At 71.7% G+C, this 17,928-nt stretch carries 13 protein-coding genes; 11 read left to right on the top strand and 2 right to left on the bottom strand.

From position 1 onward, the window contains the following. Positions 1-72: 72 nt before the first annotated feature. The 5 genes from GFH48_RS13250 to GFH48_RS13230 all read left to right on the top strand — a co-directional run bounded on the left by GFH48_RS13250 (position 73) and on the right by GFH48_RS13230 (position 5,296). The gene (locus GFH48_RS13250) at positions 73-639 is read left to right on the top strand and encodes a GNAT family N-acetyltransferase (protein WP_153288463.1); all 567 of its coding nucleotides are present in this window, start codon (positions 73-75) and stop codon (positions 637-639) included. A 97-nt stretch (positions 640-736) separates the two neighbouring features. Next, positions 737-1,375, top strand: coding sequence for a hypothetical protein (locus GFH48_RS13245; RefSeq protein WP_153288462.1), 639 nt, complete (start codon positions 737-739; stop codon positions 1,373-1,375). Positions 1,376-1,549: 174 nt separating this feature from the next. Beyond that, the gene (locus GFH48_RS13240; RefSeq protein ID WP_153288461.1) at positions 1,550-1,747 is read left to right on the top strand and encodes a hypothetical protein; all 198 of its coding nucleotides are present in this window, start codon (positions 1,550-1,552) and stop codon (positions 1,745-1,747) included. A gap of 178 nt (positions 1,748-1,925) precedes the next feature. Further along, positions 1,926-5,039, top strand: a complete 3,114-nt coding sequence (locus GFH48_RS13235) for a helix-turn-helix transcriptional regulator (RefSeq protein ID WP_194280574.1) — start codon at positions 1,926-1,928, stop codon at positions 5,037-5,039. Positions 5,040-5,077: 38 nt separating this feature from the next. Further along, complete coding sequence (locus GFH48_RS13230; protein ID WP_153288459.1) at positions 5,078-5,296, top strand: DUF6191 domain-containing protein; 219 nt, start codon at positions 5,078-5,080, stop codon at positions 5,294-5,296. Between the two features lie 10 nt (positions 5,297-5,306). Here GFH48_RS13230 and GFH48_RS13225 read toward each other — a convergent pair whose 3' ends face one another. Next, complete coding sequence (locus GFH48_RS13225; protein WP_153288458.1) at positions 5,307-6,515, bottom strand: PQQ-dependent sugar dehydrogenase; 1,209 nt, start codon at positions 6,513-6,515, stop codon at positions 5,307-5,309. 68 nt (positions 6,516-6,583) lie between these two features. Continuing rightward, positions 6,584-7,612, bottom strand: a complete 1,029-nt coding sequence (locus tag GFH48_RS13220) for an aldo/keto reductase (RefSeq protein ID WP_153288456.1) — start codon at positions 7,610-7,612, stop codon at positions 6,584-6,586. A 76-nt stretch (positions 7,613-7,688) separates the two neighbouring features. Between GFH48_RS13220 and GFH48_RS13215 the strand changes: the two genes are divergently transcribed. The 6 genes from GFH48_RS13215 (at position 7,689) to serA (ending at position 17,835) form a co-directional block, all read left to right on the top strand. Then, positions 7,689-8,630: a 2-hydroxyacid dehydrogenase gene (locus GFH48_RS13215; protein ID WP_194280573.1), complete on the top strand. Its 942-nt coding sequence runs from the start codon at positions 7,689-7,691 to the stop codon at positions 8,628-8,630. A 221-nt stretch (positions 8,631-8,851) separates the two neighbouring features. Then, the gene (locus tag GFH48_RS13210; RefSeq protein ID WP_153288455.1) at positions 8,852-12,061 is read left to right on the top strand and encodes a putative bifunctional diguanylate cyclase/phosphodiesterase; all 3,210 of its coding nucleotides are present in this window, start codon (positions 8,852-8,854) and stop codon (positions 12,059-12,061) included. Positions 12,062-12,287: 226 nt separating this feature from the next. After that, positions 12,288-14,144 carry an acetolactate synthase large subunit gene (locus GFH48_RS13205; RefSeq protein ID WP_153288454.1) on the top strand — a complete coding sequence of 619 codons (1,857 nt, stop codon included), beginning with the start codon at positions 12,288-12,290 and terminating at the stop codon, positions 14,142-14,144. A gap of 20 nt (positions 14,145-14,164) precedes the next feature. Further along, entirely contained in the window at positions 14,165-14,695 is a 531-nt protein-coding gene (gene ilvN / locus GFH48_RS13200; RefSeq protein WP_148010603.1) for an acetolactate synthase small subunit, read from the top strand. A 115-nt stretch (positions 14,696-14,810) separates the two neighbouring features. Further along, entirely contained in the window at positions 14,811-15,812 is a 1,002-nt protein-coding gene (gene ilvC / locus GFH48_RS13195; RefSeq protein ID WP_153288453.1) for a ketol-acid reductoisomerase, read from the top strand. 433 nt (positions 15,813-16,245) lie between these two features. Then, complete coding sequence (gene serA, locus GFH48_RS13190; RefSeq protein ID WP_153288452.1) at positions 16,246-17,835, top strand: phosphoglycerate dehydrogenase; 1,590 nt, start codon at positions 16,246-16,248, stop codon at positions 17,833-17,835. The last annotated feature ends 93 nt before the right edge of the window (positions 17,836-17,928 follow it).

Raw genomic sequence — 17,928 nt, 5'->3', positions numbered from 1 at the left:
CCACCCATGAGAGGCCGGCCGTCGCGACGGACGTGGAGCCGGCCGACATGACGGAGAAGGAGCAGCAGCAGGATGTACGCGATATCCCTGGGAGACGACGGCGCGGAACTGCGCCCCCTGGAGCCCTGGCACGCCGAGGAGTTCCTCGCCCATCTGGAACGGGGGAGGGAGTTCATCGGGCAGTACATCCCGTTCGGTTCGGGCGCCACGGACGTGGCGTCCGCGCGGGAGGTGCTCCAGCGGTACGCCGACCACCGTGCCGCCGACACCGGATCCCTGCACGGCCTGTGGCTGGAGGGAAGACTCGTGGGCGGCGTGCTCTTCCTGAACTTCGACGCGGCACAGGGCAACTGCGAGGTCGGCTGCTGGCTGGAACCCGCCGGTACCGGACGGGGCCTGGTCACGCGCGCGATGCGGCTGCTCATCGACTGGGCCGTCGAGAAACGCGGGATCCACCGGGTGGAATGGATCGCCGCCTCGGCCAACGAACCGAGCGTGAACGGCGCCCGGCGGCTGGGCATGACCCGGGACGCGGTGCTGCGGGAGAGCTTCCCCTACCGGGGCGTACGCCACGACATGGAGGTCTGGTCGGTGCTCGCGCCCGACTGGCGGGCGGCACGCGCGCGGACGAACGACTGAGCGTCGCCCGGCGGTCACGCACGCGTACGCCGATCGTTACCCGCGAGCACAGGGATCATTAAGACACTTCTCAGACTCCGTCCGTACGGTGCGGGACATGGGAACCAAGACAGTTGACGAAGCCGTGGACGCGAACGGCACCGAGGCGAAGAGCGACAAGGAGACCGCGGAGGTCACCGGTACCGAGGAGACCCCGGACAGCGCGGCCGTGACCGGGACGCAGGCCGAGACCGAGGCCAGGGCCGAGACAGAGACCGAGGCCGCGGCCGAGGAGCAGGACGACGACGCCGAGGCCGACGCCCCGGCGGACGAGGACGTCCCCGCGGCCGGGGAGAAGAGCGCCCCCGGCGTCGGTCAGGGCGCCGCCGCCGTCGTCTCCGCCGCGCTCGGCATCGTGTCGCTCACCGGCAGCTGGGTCGCCACCGTGGCCGCCGCCCGCGAGACCCTCGTCGGACAGCTGCAGACCTCGTCGTCCGCGAGCGTCGCCACGCAGGTCAAGGAGGTCTACGGTGACGCCTGGGCGACCACCGCGCTCGTCGGCGGCCTCTTCGCGCTCGCCGCGCTGATCGTCGGCGTCGTGGTCCTGGCCCGGCCCGCCTTCGGGACGCCCGGCAAGCCGCAGGCCCCCTGGATCAAGTCCGTCGCCTGGGCGGGCGTCTCGCTGGGCGTCGTCGGCCTCGTGCTCGCGGTCGCCAAGTACTCCGACATCCTGCTCGGACTGCCCTCCACCAAGTGAACCTCCGTACCTCTGAGGGGCCTTAGGGCCGGCGCAGCCCGACTGCCGCCGCCCTAAGGCCCTTCGCGTGCGCAAGATGCGGCACTCTCCCGATGTGACGCACCCCCCTGGGAGACGAAGGTTGAGGCATCGCACAGAGCGAGACCGAAACCGGCTCTTCACAAGGGGTACGAGATGTTCGAGTACGAGCTCCACCAGATCCGATCCGCCGAACTGATCCGTGAGGCGCAGAGCCACCGGCTGGTACGGGAGGCCCTCCGCGGCCGTCGTAGCGACCGCCGCACCACCGCGCGCGAATCCGGCCCGAACGACACGGAGGGGCAGGCGCATAGCCCCCGTCCCCGCCGGCACCGGTTCGCCCGCGCCGCGTGAACGCCGGGCCGAGGGGGGCCGCCCGCACCAGGGGCGGCCCCCCTCAGACACCGGGGGAGGCCGGCCGTACGGGGGTCGGCCGGCCTCCCGGGAGAGTACTCACCGCACTCCCGGCACCCGGCCCGCACCGATGACCGCGAGCCCGATAACCAGTGACGCCGCGTCGGACCGTTGTGCGATGCTCGGGCCCGTGGAGACCAGATCCGTCAGCCCCGTGTTCGTCGGCCGCGCGGACGAACTGGGCGTCCTGCGCGAGGCGCTCGCCCGCGCCGCCGGCGGCAGCGACGCCCAGGCGTCGGACACCGGGGGCGAACCGCAGGCGCTGCTCCTCGGCGGCGAGGCCGGGGTCGGGAAGACCCGGCTGATCGAGGAGTTCGCCACCGTGGCCGACCGCGAGGGCGCCGTCTTCGCGTGCGGCGGCTGTGTCGAGATCGGCGCCGACGGACTGCCCTTCGCCCCGTTCTCCACCGCCCTGCGCGCCCTGCGCCGACTGCTCCCGGACGAGCTCGCCGCGGCCGCCGCCGGACAGGAGGACGAGCTGGCGCGGCTGCTGCCCGAACTGGGCGCGACCGACCGCGGCCGGCGACCCGACGAGGAGGGCATGGCCCGCCTCTTCGAACTCACCGCCCGCCTCCTGGAGCGCGTCGCCGCGGACCGCACGGTCGTCGTGGCCCTGGAGGACCTGCACTGGGCCGACGCCTCCACCCGCCACCTGCTGGCCTACCTCTTCCGCACGCTGCGCAGCGGACGCCTCGTCGTCGTCGCCACATACCGCGCCGACGACATCCACCGCCGCCACCCGCTGCGCCCCCTCCTCGCCGAACTCGACCGGCTGCGCACCGTCCGCCGCATCGAACTCGGCCGCTTCACCCGCGCCGAGGTCGGGCGCCAGATAGCCGGGATCCTCGCCCACGAACCCGACCCGGCCCAGGTCGACGACATCTTCGAACGCTCCGACGGCAACGCCTTCTTCGTCGAGGAACTCGCCGTCGCCGCCCACCAGGGCTGCCGCACCGGCCTCACGGACTCGCTGCGCGACCTGCTCCTCGTACGCGTCGAGGGACTGCCCGAGAGCGCCCAGCGCATCGCCCGGATCGTCGCGGAGGGCGGCTCCGCCGTCGAGTACCGGCTGCTCGCCGCCGTGGCCCGGCTCGCCGAGGACGACCTCATCGAGGCGCTGCGCGCCGCCGTCGGCGCCAACATCCTGCTCGCCTCACCCGGCGGCGACGGCTACCGCTTCCGTCACTCCCTGGTCCGCGAGGCCGTCAGCGACGACCTGCTGCCCGGCGAACGCTCCCGCTTCAGCCGACGCTACGCCGAAGCCCTGGAGGCCGACCCCGCACTCGTACCGGCCGACGAGCGCGCCACCCGCCTGGCCAGCTACTGGTACCACGCGCACGACGCGGCCAAGGCCCTGCCCGCCGTCCTGGACGCCTCCGTCGAGGCCCGCTGCCGGCATGCCCACTCCGAACAGCTCCGGCTCCTGGAGCGGGCCATGGAACTGTGGGAGGTCGCCCCCGAAGCCGTACGGGCCGCACTGCGCCCCATCGACTACGTGGAGGTGTTCCCGCCCTGCGGGCACGACCCGGCAGCCCAGGGGCACCCGGCGTCCCCGGATCTCCCGGCGCCCCTGCGCTATCTCGACCTGATGGCCGAGGCCGCCGTCGCCGGCCGGCTGTCGGGGGAGCGCGAACGGGCCCTGAAGATCACCAAGCGGGCGCTGCACGTCCTGGAGGACGGCAGCGATCCACTGCGCGCCGCCTGGTTCTGGGTCCAGCGCTCCCGTCTGGTCACGGCGCAGGCCCGCGGCGACGGGTGGCACGAACTCGCCACCGCCCGGGACCTGGTGCGCGGCCTGCCCCCGTCGCAGGTGCACGCCGAGGTGCTGTCCCTGGTCGCCGCCTGGTGCATGCTGCACGAACCGGGCCCCGGCGCCCTCTTCGCCGCCGAGCGCGCCGTGGAGTACGCGCGCATGGTCGGCGCCCGGGACATCGAACTGAACGCCCGGCTCACCCTCGGCGGCCTCATGGTCGACGCCGGGGACATCGAGGCGGGCATCACCGAGATGTACGAGGTCAAGGAGCAGGTGCCGCCGCACGGCGCGTCCCTCGTCGCGGGACGCCTCCACATCAACCTGCCGTCCCACCTGGAGTCGGTCGGCCGCTCCCGCGACGCCGTCCCGATCCTGCGGCAGGGCACCGAACTCGCCCGGAAGAACGGCCTGCTGGACACCGAGGCCTGGGTGTGGGGCAACCTCGCCGAGTCGCTCTGCTCACTCGGCCGGTGGGACGAAGCCGTCGAGGCGGCACGCAACGCGCTGGGCGTGGGAGTCAGCGGCAAACCGTCCGGCTTCGGCGCCACGCGTCTGGCGGACCTCGCCCTCGACCGCGGCGACCTGCCCGAGGCGGCACGCCAACTCGACGCCGCCCGAGCCCACTTCGGCACCCACGACCCCATGCCGCAGCACGCCCTGCCCCTCGTGCGCAGCACGATCCGCATCGCCGCCGGCGAGGGCCGCCTCCTCGACGCCCGCACCGCCCTGGAACAGGCACTGGACGCGGGCTTCCCGCCCGGTACCCAGCGCTACGGCTGGCCCCTGCTGCTCGCCGCCGCCGTCGCGGAGGCCGACGCCCGCGGACTGCCCGCCGCCGAGGCGGGGCGCGACAAGACCGTGCGCGGCCTGCGGGAAGCCGCCCGGACGCTCGCCACCGGAGCGCCGGTCTGGCACGCGCACGACCGGTGGGTGCGCGCGGAACTCCGACGGGCCGAGGGCGTCTCCGATCCGCACGAGTGGGCCGAGGTGGTCTCGGCCTTCGAATGCCTGGAACGCCCCTTCGACCTCGCCCGCGTCCGTCACCGCCTCGCCGACTCCCTGCTGGCCGCGGGGGCCGACGAGGAGAACCGGGCGCGCGCCACCGAACTCCTGCGGCTGGCCCGCGCGGCGGCCGAACACCTCGGCGCCCGCCCGCTCGCCGACGCCGTCGCGCTGCTCGCCCAGCGGGCCCGCCTCGCCCTGGGCAAAGCCCCCGGCCCCTGTGCCCCGGGCCCCGTCGACCCGGCCCAGGCACTCGGCCTCACCAGCCGTGAACGCGACGTGCTGCGCCTGGTCGCGGCCGGCCGCAGCAACCGCCAGATCGCCGAGGAGCTCTTCATCTCGCCGAAGACCGCCAGCGTCCATGTGTCGAACATCCTGGCCAAGCTCGACGTCTCGGGACGGGGAGAGGCGGCGGCACTGGCCCATCGGCTCCGGCTGTTCCCCCAGGAGACCCCCACTGCCAGGACGGCGGGCTGAGGCATACGCTGGCGGGGACCCGGGCCGAGGGAGGCGCCGTGTTCAACATGTTCGAGGAGATCTTCGCACCAGGCCGCAAGCACACCGACGACGAACGCAAACGGCTCGAACTGACCCGTGTGGACCTGAACGACGGTGATCCGGGCCGAGGTCCCATAGACCTGTCCTCGGGCAAGGTGGTCGTACGGCCGCCCGAGCGGGAACGCGATGGGCCGGACCCGGCCCGGGAACCCGAGTCCGAGCCGGACGGACCCTGAGGCCGCGGACCTACTTCACCTCCAGCTCCAGGATCCGGTCGTCACCCTTCCCGGGGCTGCCCCGCCCGTCCGTCTCGCTGGTGACCAGCCACAGCTTGTTCCCGCCCGCCGGGACCACCGTGCGCAGCCGCCCGTATCGGCCCTTCAGGAAGGACTGCGGAGCGGCGGCGGCCCGCGTGCCCTCCAGCGGGACCCGCCACAGACGCTCGCCCTTGAGCCCCGCCATCCAGAGGGAACCCTCGGCGTAGGCGATGCCGCTGGGCGAGGCGTCGTCCGTGTGCCACTGGGCGACCGGGTTGTGGTACTTCGGGTCGTCGCTCCTGCCCTCGACCACCGGCCAGCCGTAGTTGTCGCCCGGCTTGATCTGGTTCAGCTCGTCCCAGGTGTCCTGCCCGAACTCGGAGGCCCACAGGCGCTGTCTGTCGTCCCAGGCGAGACCCTGCACGTTGCGGTGCCCGTACGAGTACACGACCGAGCCGACGAAGGGGTTGCCCGGGGCCGGGTCCCCGTCCGGGGTCATCCGCAGGATCTTGCCGCCCAGCGCCTTCTTGTCCTGGGCCAGCCCCCGGGTGCCCGTCTCGCCCGCTCCCGCGTACAGCATCCCGTCGGGACCGAAGGCGATCCGGCCGCCGTTGTGGATCATCCCCTTGGGAATGCCCTTGAAGATCGTGTCCGGCGCGCCCAGCTGTTCGCCGGGCGGCTTCTTCGCGTCGTAGAGCATACGGACGATCCGGTTGTCCGACGCCGTCGTGAAGTACGCGTAGACCATGTGGTCCGAGGCGTAGGCGGGGGAGAGCGCGATACCGAGCAGGCCACCCTCCCCGGCGGGGGCCACTCCCGGCACCTGGCCCAGCTCGGTCGTCCGGCCGGTCTTCTCGTCCACCCGGGTGATCGTCCCCTCGTCCCGCGAGGACACCAGCAGTCCGCCCTCCGGCAGCGGCGCCAGGCCCCAGGGCGACTTGAGGCCCTCGGTGACGGTGCGCACCACCTTCACCGAGCCCCTGGCGGGCGCGGCCGTCTCGGTAGAGCGCCCCGCGGACGCCGATCCCGTCACCGGACCGCTCGACGACGGGGCCAGGCCGTCCCCCGGCGGTCCGCCCCCCGAGCCGCCGGAGGAACAGCCGGCCGTCACCACCAGCGCTGCCGCGGCCAACGCGGCCTTCACCACTCGACGTTGCACGATCAGAGGTCCCTTCGACGTGGCGGTCCTACTGTTCATACACCGCTCGCGTCCCGCGGGTTCCCGATCAGGAACACCCGACGCGCGGGCGCCGGGCGCCGGACACGTCAGTCCCACGACCCCTGCGCCCCGGGCAGCCCCGCCACCTCCGCCAGATCCTCCGCCGTCAGCAGCAGCCCGGCCGCCCCCGCGTTCTGCGCCGCCCAGCGCGCCCGCTTGGCCCCCGGCACCGGAACCACGTGCCTGCCCTGGGACAACACCCAGGCCAGCGCCACCTGCGCGGGAGTGACCCCGTCGCCGTGCCGTCGGGCGACCCGCCGCAACCCGGCGACGATCGGCTGGTTGGCCGCCATCATCTCGGCCGTGAAGCGGGGATGGCGGGCGCGTACGTCGTCGGGCTCGAAGCCCCCGCCCGGCGTCAGCGTGCCGGTCAGGAAACCGTTTCCGAGCGGCATCGCCGCCAGGAAACCCACGCCGCGCGCGGCGCACCACGGCAGCAGCGCGTCCAGTGCCTCCGGCGACCACACCGACAGCTCCGCCTCCACCGCGCTCACCGGGAAGACCTGCTGCACCCGCTCCAACTGCCGGATCGTTCCGTCGTGCAGTCGCCCGTCGCGCGCGCGGCCGTCGTACGGGCGCGCTCCCGGACGGCGGCCGGAACGGGCACCGACCGCGCACAGCCCGAGCGAACGCACCTTTCCGGCCGTCACCAGATCGGCCATCGCGCCCCAGGTCTCCTCGACCGGCACCTCGGGGTCCGCGCGGTGCAGCTGGTACAGGTCGATCACGTCGGTCTGCAGCCGGCGCAGCGACGCGTCGCAGGCCCGCCGCACATAACCGGGACGCCCATTGGCCACGAGGTGCTGCTCGCCCACCAGCAAGCCCACCTTCGTCGACACGAAGGCCTCCGGACGGCGTTCCCGCAGCGCCCGGCCCACCAGCAGCTCGTTGGTGAAGGGCCCGTACATGTCGGCGGTGTCGAGCAGTGTCGACCCGAGGTCGAGAGCCGTGTGCACCGTGCGCAGCGACTCCTCGCCGCGCTGCCGCGAACCGGTGTACGCCCAGCTCATCGGCATGCACCCGAGCCCGATCGCCCCCACACCGAGCGTCGCCGCGCCGATCGTCCTGCGCTCCACCTGGCCGTGCCCCTCCCTCTCCCGCGATCCCAACCTAACCTCTGTACGTCCCGGTGCCTGACATAGCCTCCTGAGCATGACTTCCGATGTGTGGCTTCCCTTTCACGCCGACGGGATCGAGGGCCTGCCCGAGGGCCTCGACTACCGCTTCTGGGACGGTGCCCAGGACTTTCCCGCGGACCCGGCCGACTGCGTGTTCTACGTCGTGCCCTACATGAAGCCGCCCGCCGTCGCCCGGCGCCCGATGGCCGAAATGACCTCCCTGCGAGCCGTGCAGACGCTCTCCGCCGGGGTCGACCACGTCCTGCCGGGCCTCAAGTCCCTGCGTCCGGGCGTGCAGTTGTGCAACGCCCGGGGGGTGCACGAGGCCAGCACCGGCGAACTCGCCCTCGCTCTGATCCTCGCCTCGCTGCGGGGCATCCCCGACTTCGTACGGGCACAGGACAAGGGGGAGTGGCGCTCCGGGTTCCGTCCGGCGCTCGCCGACAAGTCCGTGCTGATCGTGGGGTACGGGTCGATCGGGTCCGCCATCGAAGACCGGCTCGTGCCCTTCGAGGTGGCGCGGGTGGCGCGCGTCGCGCGCTCTGAGCGCACCACGGCGCGCGGTCCGGTGCACCCGCTCACGGAACTGCCCGCGCTGCTGCCCGAGGCCGACATCGTGGTGCTCTCGACCCCCCTCACGGACAGTACGCGCGGCCTGGTGGACGCCGAGTTCCTGGGCCGCATGAAGGACGGCGCGCTCCTGGTCAACGTCGCCCGCGGTCCGGTCGTCGACACCAAGGCCCTGCTCGCGGAGCTGGAGAGCGGGCGCATCACCGCGGCCCTCGACGTCACCGATCCCGAACCGCTGCCCCTGGGGCACCCCTTGTGGCAGGCGCCCGGCGTCCTCATCAGCCCCCACGTCGGCGGCCCCACGTCGGCCTTCCTGCCGCGCGCGGAACGGTTGCTGGTCGCGCAGTTGAATCGATTCGTGAACCGGGAGCCGCTCGGCAACGTGGTCCTCACCACGGGCACGTAGTCGGCCGCCGTCCGCGGCTCCGCCCGGACAGAGGACACCCTCCGCAATCCCCCGGATGCGGTTCGTGTCCGCATCGCCGCTGGTCGTTACGGAGCGTAGAGGAACTATGTCCCTGAGTGACGATCCTGGTGTATCGTCCCGACTGGGGCTGCGCCGCGCACCGTTCGGCGCCGGGGATGGACATTCGGACTGCGAGGGGGGCGACGGGCGATGCACGGCCTATGGACGAACGATCCGACGCGGCGGGGCCGCCGACGACCCTGGCGCGCGGCCACGCGCGGACGAGCCCACGGCGGCCATGCCGGTCACGGCGCTCACGGTGGCCGCTGCGGACATCACCACCGAAGGCCCGGCGCCCGCAGGAGGCATGCGCACCCGGCGTGCCCGGAGCAGCGGGACCCCGCTGTGCGGACCGGGTGGCACCGGTGAGTTCCCCCGGAGCGCTGCTGACCCGCCGTCCGGTACTCGGCGGTGGGACGGGTCTGGTCTCGCAGCTCGCGCTCGCCCTGGTGTGCGCGGGATACGCCGTCGGTTCCGCCCTCGGCTGGGGCTCGGCGGACCTGGCACTGGTCATGGGGGACTTCGGGCTGAGCGCGGCCGCGGGCACCGCGGCCGTCTCCTGCTTCCTCTACGCCCACCACCGGCGCAGCCGCTTTCGACCCGCGTGGCTGCTCTTCGGAGTGTCCTCCGCCATGGCCTCGCTGGGCAACGGCGTCTGGGGGTGGTACGAGATCGTCCTCGAGCGTCAGGTCCCGAGCCCGAGTGTCGCCGACATCTTCTTCCTGTGCTTCGCGCCACCGGCCATCGTGGGACTGCTGGTGCTCGCCAAGAGGCCGATGACCAAAGCCGGTTGGATCTGCCTGGCGCTCGACTCCTGGCTGATCGGCGGTTCCCTGCTCACGCTCTCCTGGAGCCTCGCGCTCGCCCAGGCGGCGAAGTTCGACGGGCCGAGCGTCGCGCACACCGCGCTCTCCCTGGCGTACCCCCTGCTGGACATCGCCCTGGTCAGCATGGTGCTGGCGCTGCACTTCAGGCGCTCCTCGCTGAACCGTTCGGCGGTGAACACCGCGATCGGCGCACTCGCCCTCACCGTGATGTGCGACGCCCTGTTCACCTCACCCCTCCTGCACAACAACTACCACTCCGGACAGCTTCTCGACGCGGGCTGGTTCGCCGGCTCGCTGCTCCTCGCCTACGCCCCCTGGGCCGGCACCGGGCACGGACAGCCGGACGCCGGCGAACACGGCGGGAACCGGCCGCACGGGCGCGGAGGGAGCGGGCACGGAGGGGACGGCCACCCCGAGGACGGGCACGCGCGCGTGGTGCACGAACACATCCCGGACCGGCGCCCGGACGGCGGACACCCGGTGGGACACCCCGCCCCGCAGGGCGCGGGCCACCACCGGTACGCGGCACCCCGCCCGATCGCGGGGTCGCTGGGCGCGCTGACGCCCTACCTGGCGGCCGCCGTCTGCACGCTGGGGATTCTCTACAACATCCTCAACGGCCGCAGCGTCGACCGCGTGGTGCTCCTCACCGCGGGCCTGGTCGTGCTGGCCCTCGTGGTGCGCCAGGGCATCATGCTGCTCGACAACATCACCCTCACGCAGGAGCTGGCCCAGAAGGAGAACCACTTCCGCTCCCTGGTCCAGGGCTCCAGCGACGTCATCATGATCGCGGCGCCCAACGGCATCCTGAAGTACGTCAGCCCGGCGGCCGCCGGGGTCTACGGCCGCAGCGCGGACGAACTCGTCGGCTCCGAGCTCGCCTCGCTCATCCACCCCGAGGACCTCGGCTGCGTGGTGCACGAGGTGCGCCGCTTCCTGGCCGCCAGCCACCTGGAGGAGCCCACCACGCGCATCGAGTGCCGCTTCAAGTCCGGCGAGGGCGGCTGGCTCAACGTCGAGTCCACCGTCAACCGGCACCACGGCGGCCTCATCTTCAACAGCCGTGACGTGACGGAGCGGGTACGCCTCCAGGCGCAGCTGCAGCACAACGCCGAGCACGACCCGCTCACCGACCTGCCCAACCGAGCCCTGTTCACCCGGCGCGTCCAGCAGGCCCTGTCCGGCCGCCGCTCCACCGACCGCGGCACGGCCGTCCTCTTCATCGACCTCGACGGCTTCAAGGCGGTCAACGACACGATCGGGCACCAGGCCGGCGACGAGCTCCTCGTCCAGGCCGCCCGCAGGCTCCAGGACTCGGTGCGGCACGGCGACACCGCCGCCCGGCTCGGCGGCGACGAGTTCGCGGCCCTGATCGTCGGCGACGGCAACCGCGACCGTGCCGCGCGCGAGCAACAGATCATGGAACTCGCCGACCGGCTGCGGATCAAGCTCTCGCAGCCCTACGCCATCGACGGCAACGATGTCCGGGTGGCCGCGTCCATCGGCGTCGGCTTCGCCGAACCGGGCCTCGGCGCGGGCGAGTTGCTGCGCAACGCCGACCTGGCCATGTACCGCGCGAAGGCGGCGGGCAAGGGCCGCGTCGAGCTGTACGCACCCCAGATGCAGCAGGATGTCGTCCGCAAGGCGGAGCTGGCGACGAGGCTGCGCTCCGCTCTTCAGGACGGTGAGTTCGCCCTGCTGCACCAGCCCGTGGTCTGCCTGGAGAACGGCCGGATCGCGACGGTCACCGCGCAGGCCCGCTGGCGTTCCTCCCAGGGGGTGCTCTTCACGCCCGCCGAGTTCCTGCGCGTCGCCGAGGACAGCGACCGGACCGCCGAGCTGGGCCGCTGGATGCTGGAGGAGGCGGTCGAGCAGGCCGCCGAGCGGGCCGCCGCGGGGGTCACGGTGCCCGTCGCCGTCCGGATGAGCGCCCGGCGCCTGCTGGACCGCTCGACGCCCCTCGGCTCGGTGGAGGCCCTGCTGACCCGGCACGGCCTCTCCTCGGGCGCACTGATCGTCGAGCTGTCGGACGCCGATCCACGGGTCGCCCTGGACGAGCTGGAGCGCCGCCTGAACGCGCTGCGGAGGGTCGGGGTCCGGATCGCCCTGGACGGCTTCGGGGGCGGCTGCGCCGCCATCACGGCACTCAGAAGGCTCCCCGTCGACGTCCTCAGGCTCGACCGGGGCCTGGTCGAGGGCGTCGTCGAGTCCGCCCGGCTGCACAAGATCACCAGCGGGCTGCTGCGGATCGCCACCGACCTCGGGCTGCAGTCCGTGGCCGACGGCGTGGACCTTCCCGAGCAGGTCGTGGCCCTGCGCGCGATGGGCTGCACGCACGGCCAGGGGATGGCGTTCTCCGGGCCTCTCGACGAGTACCGGCTGCGCAGGGCGCTGTCTTCCGGTGCCTACCCCGTCCCCCACGGGCCGGCCGAGCCCGCGTTCGCGGGCGGCGGCGCGGGGGTGTATACGAGTGCCGTGCCCGCTGTTCTCGGGGGCGGAACCGCCCTCCGCTCACATAATGAGACTCCCGTCCCACCTACTTGACAGTCGATGCGTGCCGGAGAGAGGGTCAATGCCATGCGCACCCGAATTCTCGTACTTGGAAAGCGCGTCGGCTGAAGCTGGTGATCACCGGACCGACCCGGAACACCCAGCGACCGCACCCGGCGCGCTCCCCTCGCTTGCCTCACGGCACGAGGGGTTTTTTGTTGCACAGGAACTAGTCGTACATCGCACAAACCTCGCAAAAACCCTCAGCATCGAGAAGAGAATGACGATGACCGAGCAGGCCACCGGGGCCCATCATCCGCAGCCGCGGCCCCGTTCCGGAGGACAGCAGTCCGCGCCCGAACAGGTGACGGGTGCCAAGTCCCTCATCCGCTCTCTCGAGGAGGTAGGGGCCGACACGGTGTTCGGCATCCCCGGCGGCGCGATCCTTCCGGCGTACGACCCGCTGATGGACTCCCGGCGTGTGCGGCACGTGCTCGTCCGCCACGAGCAGGGCGCGGGTCACGCGGCCACCGGTTACGCGCAGGCCACCGGCCGGGTCGGCGTCTGCATGGCGACCAGCGGCCCGGGTGCCACCAACCTGGTGACGCCGATCGCCGACGCGCACATGGACTCGGTGCCGCTCGTGGCGATCACCGGGCAGGTCGCGTCCAAGGCGATCGGCACGGACGCCTTCCAGGAGGCGGACATCGTCGGCATCACCATGCCGGTCACCAAGCACAACTTCCTGGTGACCAGGGCCGAGGACATCCCGAAGACGATCGCGGAGGCCTTCCACATCGCCTCCACCGGCCGCCCCGGCCCGGTCCTCGTCGACATCGCCAAGGACGCCCTCCAGGCGCAGACCACCTTCCAGTGGCCGCCCGTCATGGACCTGCCCGGCTACCGGCCGGTGACCAAGCCGCACGCCAAGCAGATCCGCGAGGCCGCCAAGCTGATCACCCAGGCGAAGCGGCCCATCCTGTACGTCGGTGGCGGCGTCATCAAGGCGCAGGCCACCGCCGAGCTGAAGGTCCTCGCCGAACTCACCGGAGCGCCCGTCACCACCACCCTGATGGCGCTCGGCGCATTCCCCGACAGTCACGAACTGCACGTGGGGATGCCGGGCATGCACGGTGCGGTCACCGCCGTCACCGCGCTGCAGAAGGCCGACCTGATCGTCGCCCTCGGAGCCCGCTTCGACGACCGCGTCACCGGCAAGCTGGACAGCTTCGCCCCCTACGCCAAGATCGTCCACGCCGACATCGACCCGGCCGAGATCGGCAAGAACCGCGCGGCCGACGTGCCGATCGTCGGGGACGCCCGCGAGGTCATCGCCGATCTGGTCCAGGCCGTGCAGAGGGAGCACAGCGAGGGACACCGCGGCGACTACAGCGCCTGGTGGACGGACCTCAACCGCTGGCGCGAGACGTACCCGCTGGGGTACGAGCAGCCCGAGAACGGCTCGCTCTCCCCGCAGCAGGTCATCGAGCGCATCGGACAGCTCGCGCCGGAGGGCACGATCTTCGCCGCGGGCGTCGGCCAGCACCAGATGTGGGCCGCTCACTACATCCAGTACGAGAACCCCGCGACCTGGCTGAACTCCGGCGGCGCCGGGACGATGGGCTACGCGGTGCCGGCCGCGATGGGCGCCAAGGCGGGGCAGCCGGACCGCACGGTCTGGGCGGTCGACGGAGACGGCTGCTTCCAGATGACCAACCAGGAACTCACCACCTGCGCCCTGAACAACATCCCGATCAAGGTCGCCATCATCAACAACGGCGCCCTCGGGATGGTCCGCCAGTGGCAGACCCTCTTCTACAACCAGCGCTACTCCAACACCGTGCTGCACAGCGGCCCGGACGCGGACGGCAAGCAGCCGAGCGCGGGCACCCGCGTCCCGGACTTCGTGAAGCTGTCGGAGGCGATGGGCTGCTACGCCATCCGCTGCGAGTCCCCGGACGACCTCGACAAGGTCATCGAAGAGGCGAACTCGATCAACGACCGCCCCGTCGTGGTCGACTTCATCGTCCACGAGGACGCCATGGTGTGGCCGATGGTCGCCGCCGGCACCTCGAACGACGAGATCATGGCAGCCCGGGACGTCCGCCCCGACTTCGGCGACAACGAAGACGACTGAGAGAGAGCCGAGTCCGAACCATGAGCACCAAGCACACCCTCTCCGTCCTCGTCGAGAACAAGCCCGGTGTCCTCGCCCGGATCACCGCGCTGTTCTCGCGCCGCGGCTTCAACATCGACTCGCTCGCCGTCGGCATCACCGAGCACCCCGACATCTCCCGCATCACCATCGTGGTGAACGTGATCGAGGCACTGCCGCTCGAACAGGTCACCAAGCAGCTCAACAAGCTCGTCAACGTCCTGAAGATCGTCGAACTGGAGCCGGGCGCGGCGGTGCAGCGCGAACTCGTTCTGGTGAAGGTGCGCGCCGACAACGAGACGCGCTCCCAGATCGTCGAGATCGTCCAGCTGTTCCGCGCCAAGACCGTCGACGTCTCCCCGGAGGCCGTCACCATCGAGGCCACGGGCGGCAGCGACAAGCTGGAGGCCATGCTCAAGATGCTGGAGCCGTTCGGCATCAAGGAGCTCGTCCAGTCCGGCACGATCGCGATCGGGCGCGGCGCGCGTTCGATCACGGACCGGTCGCTGCGCGCGCTCGACCGATCAGCCTGAGTCCCGGAACGGGCGGTCGGTGACCGCCAACCGCCCGTATGCCGAGACCCGGAAACTTTCCCTCCCCCGCCCGCCGTACGGTGGGACGCGACACCGCACACCAAGGAGAACCCCAGTGGCCGAGCTGTTCTACGACGACGACGCCGACCTGTCCATCATCCAGGGCCGCAAGGTCGCGGTCATCGGCTACGGCAGCCAGGGCCACGCCCACGCGCTGTCGCTGCGCGACTCGGGTGTCGACGTCCGCGTCGGTCTGCACGAGGGCTCCAAGTCCAAGGCGAAGGCCGAGGAGCAGGGCCTTCGCGTGGTGACGCCGTCGGAGGCCGCCGCCGAGGCCGACGTCATCATGATCCTGGTGCCGGACCCGATCCAGGCCCAGGTCTACGAGGAGTCCATCAAGGACAACCTCAAGGACGGCGACGCGCTGTTCTTCGGTCACGGCCTGAACATCCGCTTCGACTTCATCAAGCCGCCGGCCGGCGTCGACGTGTGCATGGTCGCCCCGAAGGGCCCCGGCCACCTGGTCCGCCGCCAGTACGAAGAGGGCCGCGGAGTGCCCTGTATCGCGGCCGTCGAGCAGGACGCGACGGGCAACGGCTTCGAGCTGGCGCTGTCGTACGCGAAGGGCATCGGCGGTACCCGCGCCGGCGTCATCAAGACGACCTTCACCGAGGAGACCGAGACCGACCTGTTCGGTGAGCAGGCCGTCCTCTGCGGTGGCACCGCGGCGCTGGTCAAGGCGGGCTTCGAGACCCTGACCGAGGCCGGCTACCAGCCGGAGATCGCGTACTTCGAGTGCCTCCACGAGCTGAAGCTCATCGTCGACCTCATGTACGAGGGCGGCCTGGAGAAGATGCGCTGGTCGATCTCCGAGACCGCCGAGTGGGGCGACTACGTCACCGGCCCGCGCATCATCACCGACGCCACCAAGGCCGAGATGAAGCAGATCCTCGCCGAGATCCAGGACGGCACGTTCGCCAGGAACTGGATGGAGGAGTACCACTCCGGTCTGAAGAAGTACAACGAGTACAAGACCCAGGACGAGAACCACCTCCTGGAGACCACCGGCAAGGAGCTCCGCAAGCTCATGTCGTGGGTCAACGACGACGAGGCGTAAGCCGAACGGCCCAGGGGCCGGAGCGGTTCGCTCCGGCCCTTCGGTCTGACCCTGGGTAATGCCCGTGAGCGCGACGTTGTACACACCGTCCAGCCACGGACGGGTGATCCTTCCACAGAGGCGCAAGAAGACCCCTGTTGCGGCACTACACTGCTGCACAACATACGCGTCAGGCCCACAGCGTCGTGCGTCTTCCACGCGGCTCGAGCGACCCCGAAGATCTGCAGGCACGCCCCCCGCGCCGCCCGGCACGCACTCTCGCCGCACCGGTCACAGGCCCGAGTAGCTTCCGCTACGAGAGCCCCGTCCGGCGGACCGAGAGCACGCACCGGACGACGTGAGAACGCACCCGCACCTCCCCGAGGCCGCTGCATCCCTCCACTCGCCCGCGGCCGTCGGGACGGCCGTCCGCATTGGACTTGTGAGGACTCACGTGAGCTCGAAACCTGTCGTACTCATCGCTGAAGAGCTGTCGCCCGCGACCGTTGACGCCCTGGGCCCGGACTTCGAGATCCGGCACTGCAACGGCGCGGACCGTGCCGAGCTGCTGCCGGCGATCGCCGACGTCGACGCGATCCTGATCCGTTCGGCCACCAAGGTCGACGCCGAGGCGGTCGCCGCCGCGAAGAAGCTGAAGGTCGTCGCACGAGCCGGCGTCGGCCTGGACAACGTCGACGTCTCCGCCGCCACCAAGGCCGGCGTGATGGTCGTCAACGCCCCCACCTCGAACATCGTGACCGCCGCCGAGCTCGCCTGCGGTCTGCTGCTGGCCACCGCGCGGCACATCCCGCAGGCCAACTCGGCGCTGAAGAACGGCGAGTGGAAGCGCTCGAAGTACACCGGCGTCGAGCTGGCCGAGAAGACCCTCGGTGTCGTCGGCCTCGGCCGCATCGGCGCGCTGGTCGCCCAGCGCATGTCGGCGTTCGGCATGAAGGTCGTCGCCTACGACCCCTACGTCCAGCCCGCCCGGGCCGCGCAGATGGGCGTCAAGGTCCTGTCGCTCGACGAGCTGCTGGAGGTCGCGGACTTCATCACCGTGCACCTGCCGAAGACCCCCGAGACGGTCGGTCTCATCGGCGACGAGGCGCTGCACAAGGTCAAGCCGTCGGTGCGGATCGTCAACGCCGCGCGCGGCGGGATCGTCGACGAGGAGGCGCTGTACTCGGCGCTCAAGGAGGGCCGCGTCGCGGGCGCGGGCCTGGACGTGTACGCGAAGGAGCCCTGCACGGACTCCCCCCTCTTCGAGCTCGACGAGGTCGTCTGCACCCCGCACCTCGGCGCCTCCACGGACGAGGCGCAGGAGAAGGCCGGTGTCTCCGTCGCCCGTTCGGTGCGTCTGGCGCTCGCCGGTGAGCTGGTCCCGGACGCGGTGAACGTCCAGGGCGGAGTCATCGCCGAGGACGTCAAGCCGGGTCTGCCGCTCGCCGAGAAGCTCGGCCGCATCTTCACCGCGCTGGCGGGCGAGGTCGCGGTCCGCCTCGACGTCGAGGTGTACGGCGAGATCACCCAGCACGACGTGAAGGTGCTCGAACTCTCCGCGCTCAAGGGCGTGTTCGAGGACGTCGTCGCGGAGACGGTGTCGTACGTCAACGCGCCTCTCTTCGCCCAGGAGCGCGGTGTCGAGGTGCGCCTGACGACCAGCTCGGAGTCCCCGGACCACCGCAACGTCGTCACCGTGCGCGGCACGCTCGGCGACGGCCAGGAGGTCGCGGTCTCCGGCACGCTGGCCGGCCCGAAGCACCTGCAGAAGATCGTCGCCGTCGGCGAGTACGACGTGGACCTCGCCCTCGCCGACCACATGGTCGTGCTGCGCTACGAGGACCGCCCCGGCGTCGTCGGCACGGTCGGCCGTGTCTTCGGCGAGGCGGGCATCAACATCGCGGGCATGCAGGTGTCCCGCGCGGCCGCGGGCGGCGAGGCCCTCGCGGTCCTCACCGTCGACGACACGGTCCCGCAGGGCGTCCTCAACGAGGTGTCCGAGGAGATCGGCGCCACGTCGGCCCGGTCGGTGAACCTCGTCTGACACGCGCCGTCGAGGGCCGGGCCACCTTCGGGGGCCCGGCCCTCGGTCGTGTCCGAGCGGGGTCGGTCCGCCGCGGCCGTCCCACGTCCGCAG

This window comes from Streptomyces fagopyri (genome assembly GCF_009498275.1).
Taxonomy (GTDB): domain Bacteria; phylum Actinomycetota; class Actinomycetes; order Streptomycetales; family Streptomycetaceae; genus Streptomyces; species Streptomyces fagopyri.
This window is presented reverse-complemented; position numbering and strand designations above follow the sequence as displayed.

Excerpts from the sequence above, each read along its gene's own strand:
- GFH48_RS13250 (WP_153288463.1), top strand. The coding sequence starts at position 73 with ATGTACGCGATATCCCTGGGAGACGACGGCGCGGAACTGCGCCCCCTG.
- GFH48_RS13245 (WP_153288462.1), top strand. The coding sequence starts at position 737 with ATGGGAACCAAGACAGTTGACGAAGCCGTGGACGCGAACGGCACCGAG.
- GFH48_RS13240 (WP_153288461.1), top strand. The coding sequence starts at position 1,550 with ATGTTCGAGTACGAGCTCCACCAGATCCGATCCGCCGAACTGATCCGT.
- GFH48_RS13235 (WP_194280574.1), top strand. The coding sequence starts at position 1,926 with ATGCTCGGGCCCGTGGAGACCAGATCCGTCAGCCCCGTGTTCGTCGGC.
- GFH48_RS13225 (WP_153288458.1), bottom strand. The coding sequence starts at position 6,515 with ATGAACAGTAGGACCGCCACGTCGAAGGGACCTCTGATCGTGCAACGT.
- GFH48_RS13215 (WP_194280573.1), top strand. The coding sequence starts at position 7,689 with ATGACTTCCGATGTGTGGCTTCCCTTTCACGCCGACGGGATCGAGGGC.
- GFH48_RS13210 (WP_153288455.1), top strand. The coding sequence starts at position 8,852 with ATGGACGAACGATCCGACGCGGCGGGGCCGCCGACGACCCTGGCGCGC.
- GFH48_RS13205 (WP_153288454.1), top strand. The coding sequence starts at position 12,288 with ATGACGATGACCGAGCAGGCCACCGGGGCCCATCATCCGCAGCCGCGG.
- ilvN (WP_148010603.1), top strand. The coding sequence starts at position 14,165 with ATGAGCACCAAGCACACCCTCTCCGTCCTCGTCGAGAACAAGCCCGGT.